This window comes from Vibrio sp. RM-69-4 (assembly GCF_024743775.1).
Lineage (GTDB): Bacteria > Pseudomonadota > Gammaproteobacteria > Enterobacterales > Vibrionaceae > Vibrio > Vibrio anguillarum.
The window spans coordinates 28,856-49,420 of record NZ_JAMQXI010000052.1 but is presented as its reverse complement, the minus strand read 5'-3'; the positions used below and the strand labels follow the sequence as shown (position 1 = coordinate 49,420).

Here is a 20,565-nt window from a genome sequence, read left to right as displayed (position 1 = left end):
CCATGTCAGCTCTGAGCGAGTAACAACGTTATTCGGTGCCACCAACAGTGAGCGAATCTAGCTTAAGCGTAGGTTGCCCTACTCCAACAGGCACACTTTGTCCTGCTTTACCGCACACTCCAACGCCGCGATCAAGGCTCAAATCGTTACCCACCATCGAGACTTGTTGCATTGCCTCAATGCCAGAACCGATCAAGGTTGCACCTTTGATTGGATAAGTAATTTTGCCGTTTTCAATCATATAGGCTTCAGAGGCAGAGAACACAAATTTACCCGAGGTGATATCCACTTGGCCACCGCCAAAGTTGGGCGCATAAACGCCTTTCTTCACTGTTGAAATGATCTCTTCTGGCGTATGTTCACCCGGCAACATATAAGTGTTGGTCATGCGCGGCATCGGTAAATGTGCGTACGATTCACGACGCCCATTACCCGTAGGGTTCACCCCCATCAAACGTGCGTTGAGTTTGTCTTGTATGTAGCCTTTCAACACGCCATTTTCAATTAAGGTGTTGTATTGACCATTGACACCTTCATCGTCGACATTGAGCGAGCCACGCAGATCTTTCAGTGTGCCATCGTCAACAATCGTACAAAGCGTTGAGGTTACTTTCTGGCCAATTTTACCGGAGAAAACAGAAGATCCTTTGCGGTTAAAATCACCTTCTAAGCCATGCCCTACCGCTTCGTGAAGCAAGACGCCCGGCCAACCAGAACCGAGCACAACAGGCATCGCGCCAGCAGGAGCTGCGACAGCTTCAAGGTTGACTAAGGCTTGTCGGATAGCTTCATCGGCAAACTGAAACGCAACTTTACGGCCATCTTGTTCGGTGAGGAAAAAGTCATAACCAAAACGACCACCACCACCAGAGCTGCCTCGCTCGCGGCGATCACCTTTTTGTGCTAACACGCTGATCGACAAACGGACCAACGGGCGGATATCGCCTGCGTAAGTCCCATCGGTTGCAGCAACTAACATCTGTTCATGCACACCACTTAAGCTCACCGAGACTTCTTGGATCAAAGGCTCTTTGGTACGAATGTAAGCATCCAGCTCTTGCAGTAATTCTGTTTTTTGCTTTTTTTCCCAACTGGCTAGTGGGTTATCCGCCGCATAATAGGCTTGATTATCGCTACGTTTAAAGGCTTGAACACAGCCACTTTTACCTTGCTGCGCAATACCTCGTGCGGCTATTGCACTCTGTTTCAAACCTTCTAATTGGATTTGATCTGAATAAGCAAAACCCGTTTTTTCACCTGTGATGGCGCGCACACCAACACCGCAATCGATATTAAATGAGCCGTCTTTAATAATGCTGTCTTCGAGCACTAAAGATTCATGCCAGCTCGACTGAAAATAGATATCGGCATAATCAATTTGACGAGTGGCAATTGTCGCTAGTGTATCCGCAATATCTTGCTCGGTTAATCCTGCAGGTTTTAATAGTGCATCTTCAATGCGGTTAATACTCATAGTTTGCTCTTATTATCTATAAACTGATTCGTGAATCGGGTGTGTGCAGCAATGGGCATTTTTTGTCGAACTTGCTCAACGTAAGCCAAGTCAATATCGGCGACTAAATTCCCCACTTGCTGGTTTAAGCTTGCAATAACCTCACCCCAAGGGCTGATGACCATCGAATGACCCCATGTCTCGCGCCCACATGGATGAAGCCCAGTTTGCCCAACCGCAACAATCCAACACTGATTCTCTATCGCTCGGGCTCTTAACAAGACTTCCCAATGTGCCTTTCCGGTCACCGCCGTAAAGGCCGCAGGAACCACTAATATCTGAGCACCCTGCATTCTTAATTGGGAATAGAGGTGCGGAAAGCGCACATCATAGCAGATGGAAAGGCCAATTTGACCAAATGGCGTCGACGCAACACTCAGCTTTGTGCCGCAGGTAAAAGTTTCCGATTCTCGATAGCGCTGGTGGCCGTCAGCGACATCTACATCAAACATGTGTAATTTGTCGTAGTGCGCGACAAGATCGCCATTGGCGTCAAACAGCAAGGAGGTAGTCGTTACCCCAACCTCACGACGGATAGGCATACTGCCCACCAACAACCACACCCGATGAAAGCGGGCTATGGCAGCCAATTGGCTCTGCAAAGGGCCTTGCCCCAATGGCTCGGCATATTGGTGGTACTGTTGTCGCGTGCCAAACACCAGTGCGTTTTCCGGCGTGACAATCCACTTCGTACCTTGCGCCACAAGTAGTGATACTTGCTGTTCAATATAGGCCAAATTCTGCGCAGGTTCAGAGCTTGACGTCATTTGAATAAGTCCAACGCGATCCATGCTTTCTTCCTTATTTTTCAGTCAATTTTCTCAACTTTTCTGGCAATTTAAACTCGCCCCTACTACGTGAAAGCTCTTTAACAACCGGTGAATTAATTGGTCCTTTAACCTCATAATTGACTTGGGTAAAGACCTCAACCACAGGTGCAATCACGGTCGTAATGGCTAGGACATACAGCGCAGTTTGCGGCGTCACCGCAAAAGCCGTCAAGACGGGAATTCCTGATGTGATGTCTGGTACAAAATTCACCTCAGCATCAACAGTACGGCTATTGAGATCCGCTAAGCCTTTAATGGTCATTTCACCGGCAACGGCATCCATTTTGATGTTGTTGGTAACAAAAATCCCTTGCGAAATTTCACCACTGCCCGTAATTGAGTTAAAGGCCATTCCTTTATCAAACACGTCACTAAAATCGAGCTGCATTTTACGGATAATGGAATCTAAACTGAATAATCCGAGTAAACGAGCGGCACCGCTGACATCAGAAACGACACCTTTACCCATAGTAGTCTCTATCTTGCCTTCTAAGCTGTCGATCTTCATTGACCAAGGCGCGCCATCCCATTCGGTTTGACTCGACATTTCAAATGGCGCTCTTTGGATACCGGAGCTGATGCCAAAGCGCTCCATCAAATCGCTATTATTGTCACCTTTCATGGTGAGATTCAGTTGGGTATGGCTACGCTCATCACCTTGTGCGTCTTTATTCAACGTCCAAGCACCACTGATATTGACTTGGTTTGAACCACTACTGATATCAATCTTCTTCCATTGCAAAGTATCACCTTGCCGTTGGAAGTCCATATTCATCTTGCCCACCTTGTAACCCTGCAACCAAAAATCATCAATGGCCAAAGTTAAGTTTGGCACCAATCGATGAAACTGTCGGTCAAAATCACTAATAAGCGGCTCAGACTGGCGATCTTGATCAACCAACAGTGATTTTTTGGAGCGGTCCTCCAGCTCAGGAATGTAAACGTGCAAACGTTCAAGCGAGACGGACAAATCATAAGGTTCAATATAACTCGCTTGGCCTTTTGCTTCTTGGCTCTCGAGTTGTGCGTACCAACCGAGATTTTTACGTCTGGCATTAAAATCAACATCGTGCCACTCAATGCCCGCCAGTAGAAGTGCTTTGACGTTGATGTCCACTCTCTCTGGTGGTGGGATCTCGGGAGTATTCATCTCCGCTAGAGCTGATTTTTTCTTCGGCTGAGGCTCATTGGCCAAACTCAACCATTCATCCAAATTAAAGGTATCGCTGCGGATCTGCGCATGGTGGCCAACCACTGGGCTGATTTTGAAATTGCCGCTCCCTACTATGAGATTGGTGGCTGTCAGGCGTGGTTTTTTCGATGTGATATCGATTTCAGCTTGGTATTTCGCTTGTGGTAATTGTAGGCGAGCGGTGATCGACTCTTGGTTACCCGATGCTTGCAAGTGAGCTTTGCCTGCCACGTTGAAGGCTTTTTTTAGCGGGTAAGGGTAATCACTTTCTACCATTTTTAAATCGGCTAAGGTGTCGATTTGATAAGTGAAACCGACATCATTGAGCTGAATATCAACGCCCATTTGCCAAGGAGCATGCCCTTTTAAACGGTTTAGCCAGCGCTCACCGACAAAAGGCGTCAGGGGTTTAATATCCCAGTCTCCCACCACATCAATATTCACCGCGTAACCTTGGCTGGCATTTTCACCTTTAAAATCAATCGCGATCGGTTGAGTCAGCAGATCAGCCGACAAACCGGCTGCCGTCACAACGTCATTATCAAATTCAATTTTGCCAGAGACACCCTCAAGCACCATTGGCGGTGCATCAATTTCCACGTGGTTATTATTTAAATTCGCCCAACCCCATGCTCGGGGTTCCTGTTCACTATCAAAAGGGATACGAAGCTGAAATTCAGATTGCACTTCGCCACTGACTTGGATCGCCGTTAACGCCGCTCCCACCGAATCCACTAAAGGCGTTGAGGTCATATAGTCGCGTACGGCATTGCCTTGGGCTGTTGCACTGGCTTCGATTTCGATGTGTCCACCTTCGGCTAGCTCAGGTATTCGCCCTGTGATCCGCTGGGCAGTGACATCCATTAAGGTCGCAGAGTGTGAATCAAGGTACATCGCATCGTTTTCAAACAGCAGATCGAGTTGCAAATTGGTGATCGGCGGCCACGCCGTATCAAAACTAAATTTCGCCTCTTTTAAACCAACCCAAGCTTGGAATACGCCATTGTTTTGTTGGTAGGGAAAATCGCCAAGTTCACCATACCAAAGCAGTTTAGCAGTGTTGGCTTTACCACCTTGAATCGCAGTAGAGAGATAGTCTGTTAACTTGCGCCCCAATGCTAAGGTGGGCAAATAACGCCAAGTTTCACCTGCATTGTATAAGTCCGCTTCCGCATAAAATGAAAGTAAAGGGCTGCGTTTTTCAGGAAAATCGAGACGAAATGATCCAAGCACTTGTAAGTCTGGCGTCGCCGCAGTCACTTTACTGGCCCACAATGACCAGCCATCGGCTTGCTTTTGCCACACAACATCAGCTTCACCTTGACGAATATTCAATGGTGCTTGGAAAACATCACCATAAGGTAACACGTCATCAATCAGCGTCACTTTGGCGCGGGCACTCTCCATGCTACCTGCAATGGAAGCTTTGAGATGGTGTACTTGTGGCAATAACTGCCATTGCGCCATGGCGCCATCACTGAGTTCGGCAGAATAACGAAGCGATTGCAGGCTATCTCCTTTGCTGAGCCGAATATCTTCTAAGGTGCCCCCCAAATCCAATTGCTGCAAAAGCTCGTTCGTTTTGCTGGAATCGGGCATCATTTTCACAAAGGGAAGCAAAGTTTTTATGTCTAACTGCGACAAGTTCAAACGCCATTGCGTCGGTTGCCATTCAAACGCGGCATCAAGTTTAGGCCACACTTCGTCATCCGTGCGCAACTGAAGTGAGTAAGCATTAACTTGCCATCCTTTTTCGATTGGTGAGAGTTTAATGATCCCTGACTCTAACAGCAGTTCATGCTGGCGTTTTTCATCCCAAATCAGCTCCGATGGCTTAAGTTCAACATAACCATCTTTGGGTTGGTTATGCTCTAACGTCAGCCAGGCATTAAAACTCACCTGTCCTTTCTTAATACCGGTTTCATCTTTGAGATAACGAGTCAACCACGGGTTTATTTTGATATTGTCAGCGCTAACATAGAAGCGACCTGAAATATCGCGTAGTGAACCATGATCTTCAAAGTTAGCACTCACTAACAGAGAGTTAATACTGGTATCAGCGATGCTCACCACGCCTTCAGCTTTATGTTGCTGAGCGTTATTTTTCCACCGAAGACGTTCAATATCTAACTGGCGAATCTCCCCCGCGACAGATTGATAGAAAACCGTCGAGTCGAGTAGCGCAAAATCATCCAATTGCCGCAACAGTAGGTTGTCTAAACGTTGAATGACATTGCCTTGAGTGCGGCTCTGTTGGTTATCTTCAGCCTGTAGCTCAAGCCAGTTTACCGAGCGAATATCCAATTTGAGTTGATGAATACTGAGATCCGCGACCACAGGTTGCATTTGCAGTATTGACTGAATGAGGTCAAATTCAACATCGATTTGCTGCGCAGAAAAGTGAATTTGCGATCCATCAGGTAGCTTTGCTTTTAGCCCCTTAAGTGCAATTGACGGGTGAGTATTACGCCAAAAACCAGTGACCTCACTTAATTCAAATTCAAAACCTGAATTTTGGTTGATCAACGTTTGTATTTCGCCTTGGAAACGATTCATTTGTGGCAAAAACACACGCAAGGTGGTGACAGCAACAGCCAGCACCACTAGCACGCTAACGATAAACCACAATACTATTCGCCAAAGGCGCGTAAAAGTTGAGATCACAAAAGCCCTACTACATCATCACAACGTCAAATTGTTCTTGAATATAAAGTGGCTCCGCTTGGATGCGCACTTCTTTTCCAATAAACACTTCCAACTCAGCAAGAGCATGAGACTCATCACCTTGCAAGGTTTCTGCCACCGCAGGGGATGCGTAAACCACAAATTTATCCGCATCGTAAGCGCGGTTGACACGCGTGATTTCACGTAAGATTTCGAAACAGACGGTTTCAACGGTTTTCACACTGCCGCGCCCTTCACAGGTTGGACAACTCGAACATAACACGTGTTCAATACTTTCACGGGTGCGCTTACGCGTCATCTCCACCAAGCCTAACTGCGTAAAACCATTAATATTCGTTTTGACGCGATCTTTAACCAGGGCCGCATCTAAGGAGTTGAGCACTCGCTTACGGTGCTCTTCAGACATCATATCGATAAAATCAATAATGATGATGCCCCCTAAGTTGCGCAAACGTAACTGACGGGCAATGGCTTGGGTCGCTTCAACATTGGTATTAAAAATGGTTTCTTCGAGGTTACGACGGCCAACAAACGCGCCAGTATTGATATCAATCGTGGTCATGGCTTCGGTTTGGTCGATGATAAGGTATCCACCAGACTTGAGCTCCACTTTACGCTCGAGAGAACGCTGAACCTCGTTTTCGGTGTCGTACATATCAAAGATAGGCTTGTCACCTTCATACAGTTCAAGCTTATCGGTCAACTCAGGCACAAACTCTGAGGTGAACTCTTTGAGGTTCTCAAATTCAAGGCGCGAATCGACTAAGATCCGCGTCAAATCGGTGCCGACAAAATCTCGTAAAATACGCTGAGCTAAACCCAATTCGCCATACAGTGTCGAGCGTGTTTTGTATTTAACTCGACGCTCCAACACTTTCAGCCATAGCCGTTTAAGAAAGGCGGCATCTTGTGAAAGCTCTTTCTCATCAGCCCCTTCAGCAGCGGTACGAATAATGAACCCACCGTGCTCATCACAATAATGAGACACGACTTTTTTGAGACGATCACGCTCTGATTCACTTTCAATGCGTTGTGAGACACCAACATGACTTGCGCCGGGCATAAAAACGAGATAGCGCGAAGGTAGGGTAATATCTGTCGTTAAACGGGCGCCTTTAGTGCCTAATGGATCTTTGACCACTTGCACCACGATATCTTGGCCTTGACGAACTAGCTCTGAAATATCACGAACTTGAAACTGCTGTTTTTCGTTCTCAGCCACACATTCAGTATGAGGAACAATGTCAGAAGCGTGAAGAAAAGCGGCCTTGTCTAAACCAATATCGACAAAAGCGGCCTGCATTCCGGGAAGAACTCGGCTGACTTTTCCTTTGTAAATATTGCCCACAATGCCGCGTTTCGCTTCTCGCTCAATGTGGACCTCTTGAAGAACTCCGCCTTCAATCATCGCCACTCGAGTTTCACTCGGGGTGACGTTTAGTAGCAACTCTGCACTCATGAGTACACCTCAATGTTTTTAATTATATAAATTCGTGCAAGAGCTGGTCAGTTTCGAATAATGGTAATCCTACAACAGCGTAATAACTGCCTTCGATCTTCGTTACAAATCGTCCACCCAATCCTTGAATGCCATAACTGCCAGCCTTATCGCAAGGTTCACCCGATTGCCAATATTGTTCTATTTCTTCATCTGACAAAGGTTTAAACCATACATCCGTCGTTACCACGACGGATTTAGAATGATCATGTGTTGCTACGGTTACGGCCGTCATCACTTGATGTTTTGTACCAGATAGGCTGCGTAACATCTGTTGTGCTTGAGCAAAATCAGCAGGTTTTTCAAGTACTGTTTCACCTTGCACGACTATGGTATCAGACCCAATAACTATCGAAGCAGGGTTGGATAAAGCAACACCAGCCAGTGCCTTATCACGTGATAAACGTTCAACATAGGCTGCTGGGGCTTCATGCTTATTACGGCACTCTTCAACGTTGGGCACCACAATATCAAACTGATAACCCAGTTGAGTCAGTAACTCTCGTCTTCTTGGCGAGCCAGAAGCTAATACAATTTTTTTATTCATCATCTAAGGTGCCAGTGGCGTCGCACACGACGAAGCAGTAGGAACATCCAAGGCCATAATATGCAATTGATCATACCAACCCATAGCGAGAGCGGGTTAAATGTCACATCTTGAATTAAATATTCGCCGCAGAAGATCAGCACTTCAAGCAACATAGATAACACGCCAATGATTACAGCTTGTTGCCATAACGCCATATTACGCAGCACTAAGAAGTTAATCGCCACTAAGTAGACAACAATGGCCATCATCATGCCACGAATGCCCAATGTTGAACCAAGCAGCAGATCCCATAACAAACCAAGGATCAAAGCCGACCCTACGTTGACTCGATGCGGCAACGCTAAAACCCAATAGCATGTCACCAGCAGTAACCACGATGGGCGCAATAGATCCAGCTCACCCGGCCAAGGGATAGTTTGTAAAACCAGAGCAAAGAGAAATGATGCACCAATCACCAATTTACTTTTCACGACACTACTGGCCATCGGTTGCTTCCTCTAACATTTTCTCTGGCGTAACTTGCAATACTTTCTGCTGCCTATCTTCGTTAGGCCAGATCAACAACAAATAGCGTAGACGATCAAAATCCACCACGGGATCGGCGGTGATCGACGCAAATTCACGCTGAGTATCTTTGTCGACCACCGAAACGTGTGCGACAGGGTAACCTTCAGGATATACGCCCCCTAAACCTGATGTGACGAGCAAGTCACCCACTTCAATATCGGTGCTGGTGGGAATGTGTTCCAATTGAATACGATCCACCTGGCCATTCCCTGAAGCAATCACTCGAATATCATTACGGATAATTTGCACTGGAATCGCACTATTGGTGTCAGTCAGCAACAACACCCGGCTGTTATGAGCCGCAACAAAAGTCACTTGGCCAACAATACCTTTGTCGTTGATAACGGGTTGCCCTTCGTAAACGCCATCCGTTCGCCCTTTATCAATCACAACTTGGTGACGATAAGGTGAGGTATCGACCGCCATCACCTCAGTGACAACCTTCTTTTCATCACGAACAAAAGAAGATCCAAGCAATTTACGTAACCGTTGGTTCTCTTCGCGGTATTGATCAAACAAGATCAAATCACTTTTCAAGGTGATCGCTTCTCGTTTTAAACGTTGATTCGATTCAATCAGTTTTTGATGAGTGGCGAATCGCTCATACAGATCATCAAACATGCTGCGCGGTAAATCCGCCATGTATTGAATGGGAGCCACTAAGCTATTAAGAAAAAAACGAACGTTGGAAAAAGCACCTAAACGACTATCAGCCAGCATAAGACTGGCTGATAAAATCACGGCAAAAAAGAGACGTAGCTGAAGAGATGGTCCTCGACCAAATATTGGCTTCATTCTATAAAAATCCTAGATGTCATGATGGGAGCTTTACGGCTCCCAAAGCCATTATTCTTCGCTAAATAGGTCGCCACCGTGCATATCGATCATTTCCAACGCTTTACCGCCACCAAGGGCAACACAGGTTAGAGGATTATCGGCAACCACGACTGGTATTCCCGTTTCTTCGGTCAAGAGGCGGTCGATATCTTTGAGCAGCGCTCCACCACCGGTTAATACCATACCATTTTCTGAGATATCAGAAGCAAGCTCTGGCGGACACTGTTCAAGCGCAACCATCACCGCAGAAACAATACCGGAAAGCGGTTCTTGCAGTGCTTCTAAGATTTCATTGGAGTTAAGAGTAAAGCTACGAGGAACCCCTTCAGCAAGGTTACGACCACGAACTTCAATCTCCATCACTTCATCGCCGGGGTAAGCCGAGCCAATTTCATGTTTGATTTTCTCTGCGGTCGCTTCACCGATTAAGCTGCCGTAGTTACGACGCACATAATTGATGATCGCTTCATCAAAACGGTCACCGCCGATACGCACAGAGGAAGAGTAAACCACACCGTTCAAGGAAATAACGGCAACTTCAGTCGTACCGCCACCGATATCGACCACCATTGAACCCGTTGGTTCAGAAACACGCAGACCAGCACCGATGGCCGCCGCCATAGGCTCATCAATCAAATACACTTCACGCGCACCAGCACCGAGTGCTGATTCACGAATCGCACGGCGTTCAACTTGGGTGGAGCCACAAGGCACACACACCAGAACGCGAGGGCTTGGTTTGAGTACACTGTTGTCATGCACCTGCTTGATGAAGTGTTGCAACATTTTTTCGGTCACGTAGAAATCCGCAATCACGCCGTCTTTCATAGGACGAATTGCAGAAATATTCCCCGGCGTACGACCAAGCATCTGCTTAGCGGCATGACCGACAGCAGCAACGCTTTTTCCACCACGACCTTTATCTTGGCGAATAGCAACAACGGAAGGCTCGTCGAGGACAATACCTTGTCCTTTAACGTATATAAGAGTATTGGCGGTACCTAAATCGATCGATAGATCGTTGGAAAACATGCCACGCAGTTTTTTGAACATATTCTTCGCTCGTCCTGCAAGAATTAGAAGATAGAAAATTGCACTAAATGTACCAATGCCTTGCGATCACAGCAAGGCGTTGACGCATAAACATGGACTGAAACACGCAATTTCTAACAGATTCCTAACTTAGGTAGAAAAATCTCTATGAATTTGTGTGAATTATCCGGTTAATTTTTTTCACGCCACCAGATTACCCGGTCGCTGCCTCGGTACAATCCAAACTGTACTCGGCCTGAGACTTCATTTTCAAACGCGCTATTTTGATCATTGTAGAGACGCAACCAAGGCAACCCATGAGCATTGAGATCAAGCAAAGTATCAATGAATCCTTGATGACCCGCTCCCGGAGCCGTAAAGTTGATATTCGCGGTACCCAAAGTGAGCGTTTGACTGACTAAAGTAGGATAAACTTCAGGAGCCCCACCGGAACCTAAAGTTAGATCGGTCGGCGTTAAAGTGAAATTCGCAAGATCTGGTAACCTTGTACAGCGATCAAAGCTATTGGTAACAAAGCCATTGGCAGTGAAGTATTCGCTCGTAATTGGCTGACTTAACGCACTCGTTTCTGGGCCGTAAGTGTCGTGGATCACCAGTTTTCCCCAGCGCAATTTCATCTCATCATCAATATCTGTAATCGTATAGTTTAGGCAAGGATCACTGGCCGTTTCTCGGTAGCAAACTCCATCAAGGTCTGTAAGATCGGATACCAAGAGGGTAAGATCTAACTTGCTGTTAAAAGGCACTATTGGTTGTGGTGGCTTTTGGTAGATCAATATCTCCCCAGAGAGTTCAATGCGAGAATCAACGCCATTGACTCGGTTCACACTCGTCAAATCGCTATCAAAGCTGATTGGTAAACTATTCACAGTATCGTTATATATTCGGTTGTCCCACTGCCGATCATAACGCCACCAAGCACTGTCGAAATAATTGATCGTTTCACTGCCTGACGCGGATCTTGGGTGTAAGTAAATACCCGGATTGTCTTTATATCCAAACGGTTGTCCTAAATAACTGAACGATTCGTCATTCGGAGAAGTCACCTCACACTCAGCCTGTAAGCTGGTCACCACCGAAGAAGGAGAAAAATAGGCTGGGATAAAACGACCTATCTGGCCCGTTGAGGCAACGGCAATCGGCAGATTCTCACTCGCTAAATCGAGTCCAAGATACGTCGTTGGCGCGTTCAGCGAGAAATCAAACACCCCAACCTCACTCACTCTTTGTTGTACAGTCGTCAAACTGCCCATTTGATGACTATATTCCGCCTCGCCAAGATTACCCGGCACGCCTGTCGCTGGTGCGATTAGAGTATGTTTAAGCTCAATGTTTGCTTGTTGATAATTTGTCACTACTAAATTGTTAGTGAAATCATTATCCTCAATCGGTGCCTCCGCAACCGCTTTGATATTGAGATTAAAGTTTTCATCCGCCCTAGCAAAAATATCACAGCTAATATCGGCATTAGGACACGCTCCACTAACACCATAATAACTGGTCGCGCTGAGTACTAAAGCACGAGGAACTCGTATAAAAGTCGTTTGACCTGTTAGTTGCAAATCCTGCTCATCACCACTCCCCGTTAAACGAGCATTCAAAGCAAGGCTACCAGCCTCACGATAGGATACGTTAATGCTCGCCTCACCATTTTGGTTGAAATTGAGCACCACTGGCGTCGCAGTATTGGATGACTGCCCTACCGCCACACTATTCACTCCAACCGATAAAGCGCTAAAACCTTGTCCCCCATTAGGGCTCAAGTAATCACTCCAAAAGGAAATGGGTTTCTGTACATTTTGAAAACTAGGCAAACACAGTTGTGAAGCGTTATCTTTTCGTACCGCTTTAATGGTCCCAGTTACCGATTGATTGGCGTAGGAATTGGGTACATCCAAAATGAAGCCACTGTCAGCAAAGTTCATCGTGCAGTTACTGGTCAAAAAGGGGCCAGCATTCCCATTGTGGCTGCATAAAGTGTTATTGAAAGACATAGCCGTGGGAACGGAACCAGAAACATCAACGGTGACATTACCTGCGCTGTTACGCCTAAGTTGGGTGTTACCAACCCCATTACTAAATGAGATAGTTGAACCATTCACCCAACCGCCCGTTGCACTAGGTAGAGAGTTAGGGACTAAATAAGCAATAACCGGATCGGTAAATAAGTTATTGCAACTTTCATCGGCACACGCCGTCACAGACACGTCAGAAGCTGCACAAGTTAAACCTTGTGCAGGCAAAGAGATGCGAAAGTGATTAATTTGCTCGCCAACTGGACGAGAATTGAGCGCACAGACTTCGAAATTATCAATTTCATGGTTATTAGTCGAAGAGCCTGTAGAACCTGTAATGGACATAAACAGATCCGTAGGAACATTTTGTTGCGCCGCAAATGACATCACATCAACTGGCCCAATTAAAGTTTTCCAACTGGCAGTGCCAACTTTACGGCTTACGGTCACCAGCGACGTTGAAGCTTGAGTTGAGTCAATAACAATTCGGTAGCGGTGCTGAGGATTACCATTGGTATTATCTACCCTCGGATTTAGGCAATCTCCATTGGTATTGGTTGTGCCGTTATTACACGTGCCTGCTAAATAGTTATAACCGCTATAGCCGGAACCAGAACCTCTTAATACAACAGCTTGCCGCCTACGACCTGGGCCATTCCCGCCACCTTCGATCGAATAGTTACCATATTCATCCAATCCAATGCCTAGCCAGCCGCCCGCAAACCCGGGTTTTTGCTCATTGACTTTATAACCAAAACCTAAAGGACCACCAAATGCTCCAACTTGAGGGGTGACAGAGGCATCAGAAAAGACAATCGCCACCCCATCAGCACCATTACCGCCATAGGCAAAATAGTCAAATTCAACCTCTACACGGTTCCCTGCGGCGGGAAAAATACGTTGGAATGTTGAGGCTGTGGCTTGGTTTTGCGCAGCTTGTGTTAGTCGCATACGATTATTGATGATTGAAGGCGTAAAGTTGCCACTGCTACTGAATACTCGCCACTGCTCATCCAATGGCTGACTTTGGAAATCATCGCTAAAACATTGCAGCCCTGAACTTTGGCACAGATGACGTTCGTTATACAGATTGACAATCTGAATATCAGTGAGAGCTTTATTATAAATAGCCACCTCATCAAGCCTTCCGGAGAAAGTTCTGTTGTCGGAATTGTAATCTCGACCAATCTCCAAATTCACTGTATTGGTTTTGAGTGGTTGGTTATCGCTGTTTGTCGCCGCAACCACACCATTAATATAGATTTTTTGTCTCTCATTACTACTTGCTGAGCGGTTATAGCGAATGGTGATATGAGTCCAAGTATTTAGCGGAATAACATTGGATGTGGTTAGTGTATTGGCACCGCCAGAACTTCTCTCCCAATACCAAAAAACTCGCCCTTGGCTATCAAGGTGGAATTCGTAGTTAGTATCTTTCGCCACTATGGTATGCAAGCCACCATTCGCCGGGCGACTGACGGGGTACACCCACGCAGATATCGTTAGCTGGTCCGAGAAGGATAACTGGCTATCATGAGCCACTTGTACATATTGGTTTTGGTTGGCAACAAACTCGCCATAACCACAAGTACCGTAATTATTAATATTGGCGGGTAGCGCCGGTGATTGAGAGCTGGTAAGCGCACCATTCATTGCGCGGCCGTTAAGAGAAGAGCCAAACGCATTCTTGACTTCATTGACAGCCCCACTCCATTGCACTTCATCAAAATGATAGCGCGCTACAGGAGAGGGATCACAAGCATTCAATGGATTAGATATGGGGGAACATGTACCAGTAATTGAACTATTGTTGACATTAACTTGGCCACCAGCATTATTAATTGCCGCATTAAAATCACCATAAGCCGTTGAGTCATTTAAGGTGATATCGTTAGAGGTAGTACTAATACTGACCTGAGAATCAGGCCTTCCTAGCTGGCTATTGTTTGCCGTGAAATGACTTGCCCCAGATACTGAACCGGAAGTCATATCCACCGAATTAAAGGTCACAGAGTTATTAGAGGTCATCGTAATATTACCGCTATACACACTTCCTGTAATGACAATGCCTGATTGCGCCGTAATATTACCAACCACGTTTGCTCCAGTAATAACAACCGTTCGATCATTACTGGTTAAATTACCCTGCACGCTACCACCGTTGATAGTGACGTTTCCTCCCGTCGTAACATTACCAATTAAATTGGTGTTATTGAAAGTTACGTTGCTGCTGTTGGCTGAAACATCCCCATAAATCGTATTTTGAGAGCCTTGGCTGGCTATCGCTCCGTAGTTCGCTTGCAGACTTATACTATTTGATGCGTTACCCACTTGGTTATTAATCAAATAAAAACCGTCATTGGCGATCAGTGTTGAGTCAACATCGGCGACAATCACATCACCATCATTTAACGTCACTTGACCATTACCGCTACAGGTATAACTGTTGCCAGATTTTTGCCACGAGGTATTACAAGGAGGATATTGATTATTGGATAAATTATATTGTTGGGCACAAACCCCACCGCTCATGATCAGTAAGCTAATCAGCCATTTATAGTGGATCACTTTTTTACCCCCACTTCAATAACTCGCTGCAACGTCCAATCGCCAGCCTGACAACGCCCGGTTGAAGTCAGTTGATAGACAGCGCCAGCATCATCCACTTTACCAATAAATCGGCAGCTAAGCGTCACGCTACATTGGTCCAACCCATCGCCTTGAAAAACGAAGTTCCTTGTTACCGGTGTGTAATCCGGTGGAACAAGCTGAACATTTTGCTCAACCCCGCGACAGCTACTATTGGCGTCATTTTGGTAGTAGCGACTAATAGCAATGTTAGCTGCCGATCGCGCCGCCATTTCAGCTCTTGTCCCTAACACCATCGAAACCAATTGCTGGCTATTGCGCTGTTGATTACGGTTAGCGACCGATGCAACAAAGCCGACCACCACAATGATAAAGATGACCAATACTAAGCCGCTGCCTTGCTGTTTACGGCGTGTTGTAGATAAGCGCATCATGGTCAAACTTTACCTCCTCGCCGCGGTCGGAAAATGTCAGTTCAATTTTCACTAAGCCGTTGCGTTGTAGCTCTGGCTGTGTGACGTAAAAATTAGCTTGGCTAAGGTTTTCCGCCATTAATATTCCGGTGCCGAGCTCGCGAGGCTCTAGAGCCTCGCGATCCAGTTCGTAATCAGCGTAACGATAGATCCGGTTGTTCTGATAACAAAAAGCCACTGGCGTGCGATAAAAATAGACTCGCTTAGCTGGCGATTGAATTACAAACCCAGTCGGTTGTGCCAAGGCAACATCAACCATGATCGCGTCGTTGGGTGGCGTAAAATCAACATCTGCGTTTACTTGCGCTGTTTGCCCGCTGGCACTTGGCGTTTGGCGTAGCGAAGCGGCGTTGGTTGGAAACACGACCAGACGATCGCCATTGAGTACCTTTTTGTCGATCGGCAATAAACGCACCGCAGCCGAAGGCGATTGCACGGTTGGCAGCTCGCTGTAGATCGCGCTGTCAGTGATCGGTAAAAACTCAATGCAACCATTTTCCACCAACACGCTGTTTGGCACCGCTTCACGCAGTTCTCGGCTCAGCCGCTCAGTAATAAAGCGCCCTTGTTGGATCAAAGCTTCGCGGGCGGTGGTATCAACATAAATACCCATACTTTGGCGGATCACAGAGCCTAAAAATAGCCCGACCACCGACAACAGAATAATCGTAATCACCATTTCAATCAGGGTAAAACCACGCATCAGAAATTGCCCTTAATCGCCGCAAACGGGTAACGATTACCCTTCGGGTCAATGATCACCACAGATACGCGTTTATAGTGAGTCAGTTGGTTAGCGTTCACTCCGCTTAGTTGCCCACCACTGTCCTGTTCATAAAATACATTGATCGCCGCAGCAAAGCCTCGATAACTGGTCGTATCTAACAGTGTGCCGAGCACATCTTCAATTGGCCTTGGCTGAGCCGTGATAAAATCATCGACATCGTTGTATTGGTTAATGCTCGCTTCGCCATCTTTACCCAGATCGTCGTGGGCAGTGCACATTTCCTCTACAGCTCCGCTAAGTAAACACTCTGGCACTCCACCATTGGGGCCGGAGTTTTCGTCAAAGGCTCGACCCATCACTTCATCCATAACCGCGCGACCTAACTCGGCGGCTTTTACTGCTAGCACCTGTTCAGCGCTTTGTTGCGAGCGAGGATAAAGCGCGGCCGTGATGCCTGTCATGGCTATTGCCGTTACCGTGATAACGATGATCATCTCAATGAGAGTAAACCCGCGCGGCGCGTTAACACGCATAAATGTACCCCTCGCTATTGATGCACACTTGGCGAGATTCACCCGATTGCAGATTATTTAAGGTAACGGTGCAGTTTGCCGTTAAGCACTGCGCGGCGCGACCTAAACTATCAAAATCTAAAAAATGACTACCATCATTATTGGTTAACGTCAGGGTGATATCGTTCGCCGCCGCGTCAACAAAACTGCTGTCGGTTGCAGGGTTAGACAGTGAAGTAGTACAGACAGCAGAAGAAATAGTTTGAGGGAAAACTTGCTGCGCTTGATTATTGCTGACCAACCAGCGATTACAGAGGTCGGTGCGCTGCATGGCGCGGTTTTGGGTCAAACGCAGTGAGGCTAATACTTCGCTTTGTGTGGTCACGCTTGAAAAGGAGGATATGCCGGTATAACGGCTTGCTGCGTACACAGCCACAATGCCCAGCAGCACAATCACCACGACCAGTTCGATCAACGTAAAACCACGCCGTGCTGCTAAATGTTGCTGCATTTTATACCTCTAGCGAAAAAACAAGTGCTTAAAGTATATAAGAAATTTCCGTAGTGGGCTTAAGTTTTACTGACTTTTGTGGATGAGAAATAACTCTCGTTATAGATAAAGTAAAGGCCAGCAATGCTGGCCTTTAAATGAAATATTAAGGTATTGTACAGTTTGTAGTACCAACCACTGCCGTTGCCGGAGTATTCGCATCAGCTGCTTGTGTGTAGGTAACACATTGTGTTGTATAGTTTGGAATACCAAATGTAGCAGCAGGAGTTGCAGCAGAAACTTCTTGAATAAAACGGAAATCGGCATTATCACCAATACCTTGTACGATATTAGTAATATCATCTTTGGTGGCATTCGGGTAACCAAATGTTGTATTGATAGCCTGGCCGCTGATGCTAACCGCTCCAGAAGTTGCTTCAATGCCTTCTATAGCTGCTTTTCCATAAACGATGCCTGCAGCACCTTGAATTGCACCGGCTAAACCTTGCAATGTAGCTTCACGAGCATCATTTTGTAAATTCAAAAAACGTGGTGCTGCGGTGACGGCGAGAATGCCGAGAATAACAATCACAACCACAAGTTCGATTAGGGTGAAACCGTTTTGTCTTTTCATAGTTACTTTCTCTCTATGTTTTAATCAATGCGCAGACTTACTGCAAAGTGACGGTCACACGACCAGTTTTTATCTCATACACAAACTGGTGCGCGGTTCCGCCCTCTTTTTGCACATAAGTACAAGTGGCTTGACCGTCATCGGCTTGTGCTGAATATTTTACATTAGCGTTATTGGCTGCATTAGCGACTGTGTCAACTTTTGGTGGGTTTTGCAGCAAATTATCCATTAAATCAATACATGACTGATCCGTAATCGCCGCTGGATAACTGGTATTATCGGTATTGAGCGCCAACGGATAACCGTCCCTAAAACCGGTCGCGGCGCCGCTACTATCTGTAGAGCGGGTCAACCAGAAATTGACACCATCATAGTTGACGGTGTTTTGTTTTTCCGAGCCCAAAGTCACAGAGGTTCTTGCCTGAGCTTCCCACTGAGCACGCGCCGATAGAACACCAGTAGCAAAACCACCGGCAACCCCTTCGATGCTGGCTTTTTTCGCTTCATCGGTGACATCTAAAAAGCGGGGTAGCGCTGCAACGGCTAATAAGCCGACAACCACAATCACTACGACTAATTCAACTAAGGAAAAGCCCGTTTGTTTGTTATCCATGCTCTACCTATCTCTTTGTTATTACCGTGTATTATACGCACTTGTTCTCGCATCGCTACGGGGCGAGTGCCCATTTCACTGCTTATGTCGAAAACTCATGCTGAAAAATCGACGCTTACTGTAAACTTATCCCTTAAAAGTTCAATGGTTATCACCTGTTTTTGACTGTAAACATAGCGACATTGATACTGATTTGCTTGATGTGCCGACTCAATTGAAATCACTTTGCTTTCAAGTAGTTGTTCATCTGGGTATAGCAGGCTTAACCAATAACGACAATCTATACTTGATTCATTCTCAGCCAATGGTAATACCCAGCCCGTTGTACTCATATTGAGTAATCGACCATTCGCGATTAAAGTTGAGGGCCGCCCCTTTAATAACCAATCTTGCTTATAAAAATTGGCACTTTCTACGATTTTACTGCTCGCCATCGCTAATGCGGTTTGATTGGCTTCTTTTTCTATCGACTGCCATGCTGATAGCAAAGCCATCAAAAGAACAAAGACAATCAACCCCCAAATTACGAACTGAGAACGCTCTATCGCCGTTTTCATCTGACAACCTTTATCCTTTGATCGCGTCGAGCATTCCCCACATTGGCAAAAAGATGCCAAGTGCCAGCACCAACACCATAGCGGCAACAATCACCAATAAAATCGGCTCTATGCGCGCGGTGAGGGTTTTGAGATCGTAATCCACCTCTCTATCATAGAAGTCCGCGACTTCAAGTAGCAACTCATCAATGCGCCCTGTCTCTTCACCCACCGAAATCATCTGAATAACTAATGGCGTAAAAATATTGGCGTTTACGGCGGTGGTGGATACGCTTGTTCCCGCTTCAATGGCAGCTTTCATTTCTAACAGGCGAGATTCTAGAAATTTGTTATCCAACGCTTCGGCAGATAATGCTATCGATTGGTTTAACGGCACCCCCGCTTTCAACATCAAGGCAAAAGTTCGAGAAAAACGCGCCAATTGCGCTCGGTTCACTATGCCGCCGACAATAGGCATTCTTAAGCGAAACTTATCCCACTTTTGACGCCCTGCGGCTGTGCTCAACCAAGCTCTGAAAGCAAATAAACACCCAAGCAATACGCCTATCATCATCGGCCAGTAGTTGACAAAGAAATCTGACATACCAATTAAAATGCGAGTTGGCAGCGGTAAATCAACCCCGAAACGGCTAAACATGCTAGTAAATTGTGGGATCACTTTAACGTTGAGAATGAACATCGCGACCAAAATAAAGCTGATAACAAAACTCGGATAACGCATCGCCGTTTTAATCCGTTTACGAGTTTCGACTTCTTGCTCGTAGTAATGAGACAATTGCAACAAGGCTTCATCAAGCCGCCCTGTGTTCTCACCGACGTGGATCATCGACACAAACAACGGGCTAAAGACTTTCGGGTACATCTGCATTGAGCTCGATAAACTGCGCCCGTTGGTTAGCTCATTACTAACCGCTTCCAATGCTTCTTTAAGCTGTTTATTGGCACAATTTTGGATAAGTCCTTTCATCGAGCGCAGCAGCGGCACACCCGCCTTGGTCAAGCTGTAAAGCTGACGACAGAAGATTACCAACACCTCAAGTGGCACACTGGGGGTAAACAGCGATTTCCAATCAATCGAAAAATCAGCCCCTTGGTCTGACGAAATTAAGGTCGGAATCACACCCTTGTTAAATAGCGCTTCCGCCGCGAGCTCTTCTGTCGGGGCATCAACATGCCCAGAGGTTTTGCTACCATCTAAATTTCGACCCTGATAACGATACGTTGGCATGA

At 46.3% G+C, this 20,565-nt stretch carries 17 protein-coding genes; all 17 read right to left on the bottom strand.

All coding sequences use genetic code 11. The annotated features are described in order from the left end of the window. Nucleotides 1-28: 28 nt before the first annotated feature. Nucleotides 29-1,474 (bottom strand): metalloprotease TldD, encoded by a 1,446-nt coding sequence (tldD, locus tag NB504_RS07970; RefSeq protein ID WP_013857867.1) that lies wholly within the window; start codon nt 1,472-1,474, stop codon nt 29-31. Then, entirely contained in the window at nt 1,471-2,304 is an 834-nt protein-coding gene (locus NB504_RS07965; RefSeq protein ID WP_258428610.1) for a carbon-nitrogen hydrolase family protein, read from the bottom strand. Before NB504_RS07965 ends, tldD begins: the two co-directional genes overlap by 4 nt. Nucleotides 2,305-2,314: 10 nt before the next feature. Continuing rightward, nucleotides 2,315-6,199: a YhdP family protein gene (locus tag NB504_RS07960; protein WP_258428609.1), complete on the bottom strand. Its 3,885-nt coding sequence runs from the start codon at nt 6,197-6,199 to the stop codon at nt 2,315-2,317. Between the two features lie 10 nt (nt 6,200-6,209). Further along, nucleotides 6,210-7,679: a ribonuclease G gene (gene rng / locus NB504_RS07955; RefSeq protein ID WP_019281135.1), complete on the bottom strand. Its 1,470-nt coding sequence runs from the start codon at nt 7,677-7,679 to the stop codon at nt 6,210-6,212. Nucleotides 7,680-7,701: 22 nt separating this feature from the next. Then, nucleotides 7,702-8,268: a nucleoside triphosphate pyrophosphatase gene (locus NB504_RS07950; protein ID WP_029189914.1), complete on the bottom strand. Its 567-nt coding sequence runs from the start codon at nt 8,266-8,268 to the stop codon at nt 7,702-7,704. Next, complete coding sequence (gene mreD, locus NB504_RS07945) at nt 8,265-8,753, bottom strand: rod shape-determining protein MreD (protein ID WP_013857872.1); 489 nt, start codon at nt 8,751-8,753, stop codon at nt 8,265-8,267. Before mreD ends, NB504_RS07950 begins: the two co-directional genes overlap by 4 nt. Beyond that, nucleotides 8,743-9,630: a rod shape-determining protein MreC gene (gene mreC, locus NB504_RS07940; RefSeq protein ID WP_013857873.1), complete on the bottom strand. Its 888-nt coding sequence runs from the start codon at nt 9,628-9,630 to the stop codon at nt 8,743-8,745. The genes mreD and mreC overlap by 11 nt, the downstream gene beginning before the upstream one ends. A 51-nt stretch (nt 9,631-9,681) precedes the next feature. Next, complete coding sequence (locus tag NB504_RS07935; protein WP_013857874.1) at nt 9,682-10,725, bottom strand: rod shape-determining protein; 1,044 nt, start codon at nt 10,723-10,725, stop codon at nt 9,682-9,684. A gap of 170 nt (nt 10,726-10,895) precedes the next feature. After that, on the bottom strand, nt 10,896-15,308 hold the full coding sequence (locus NB504_RS07930; RefSeq protein WP_258428608.1) for a DUF6701 domain-containing protein: 4,413 nt from the start codon (nt 15,306-15,308) through the stop codon (nt 10,896-10,898). After that, nucleotides 15,305-15,763, bottom strand: coding sequence for an MSHA biogenesis protein MshP (locus tag NB504_RS07925; RefSeq protein ID WP_258428607.1), 459 nt, complete (start codon nt 15,761-15,763; stop codon nt 15,305-15,307). Before NB504_RS07925 ends, NB504_RS07930 begins: the two co-directional genes overlap by 4 nt. Beyond that, complete coding sequence (locus NB504_RS07920) at nt 15,735-16,505, bottom strand: PilW family protein (protein WP_258428606.1); 771 nt, start codon at nt 16,503-16,505, stop codon at nt 15,735-15,737. The genes NB504_RS07925 and NB504_RS07920 overlap by 29 nt, the downstream gene beginning before the upstream one ends. After that, nucleotides 16,505-17,062 (bottom strand): prepilin-type N-terminal cleavage/methylation domain-containing protein, encoded by a 558-nt coding sequence (locus NB504_RS07915; protein ID WP_258428605.1) that lies wholly within the window; start codon nt 17,060-17,062, stop codon nt 16,505-16,507. The genes NB504_RS07920 and NB504_RS07915 overlap by 1 nt, the downstream gene beginning before the upstream one ends. Then, complete coding sequence (locus NB504_RS07910; protein WP_258428604.1) at nt 17,052-17,552, bottom strand: prepilin-type N-terminal cleavage/methylation domain-containing protein; 501 nt, start codon at nt 17,550-17,552, stop codon at nt 17,052-17,054. Before NB504_RS07910 ends, NB504_RS07915 begins: the two co-directional genes overlap by 11 nt. Before the next feature lie 145 nt (nt 17,553-17,697). Continuing rightward, on the bottom strand, nt 17,698-18,165 hold the full coding sequence (locus tag NB504_RS07905; RefSeq protein ID WP_258428603.1) for a type II secretion system protein: 468 nt from the start codon (nt 18,163-18,165) through the stop codon (nt 17,698-17,700). 37 nt (nt 18,166-18,202) lie between these two features. Further along, nucleotides 18,203-18,778, bottom strand: a complete 576-nt coding sequence (locus NB504_RS07900; protein ID WP_013857881.1) for a prepilin-type N-terminal cleavage/methylation domain-containing protein — start codon at nt 18,776-18,778, stop codon at nt 18,203-18,205. A 95-nt stretch (nt 18,779-18,873) separates the two neighbouring features. Next, nucleotides 18,874-19,335: a hypothetical protein gene (locus tag NB504_RS07895; RefSeq protein ID WP_017046652.1), complete on the bottom strand. Its 462-nt coding sequence runs from the start codon at nt 19,333-19,335 to the stop codon at nt 18,874-18,876. Nucleotides 19,336-19,345: 10 nt separating this feature from the next. Continuing rightward, the gene (locus NB504_RS07890) at nt 19,346-20,563 is read right to left on the bottom strand and encodes a type II secretion system F family protein (protein WP_013857883.1); all 1,218 of its coding nucleotides are present in this window, start codon (nt 20,561-20,563) and stop codon (nt 19,346-19,348) included. Between the last annotated feature and the right edge of the window lie 2 nt (nt 20,564-20,565).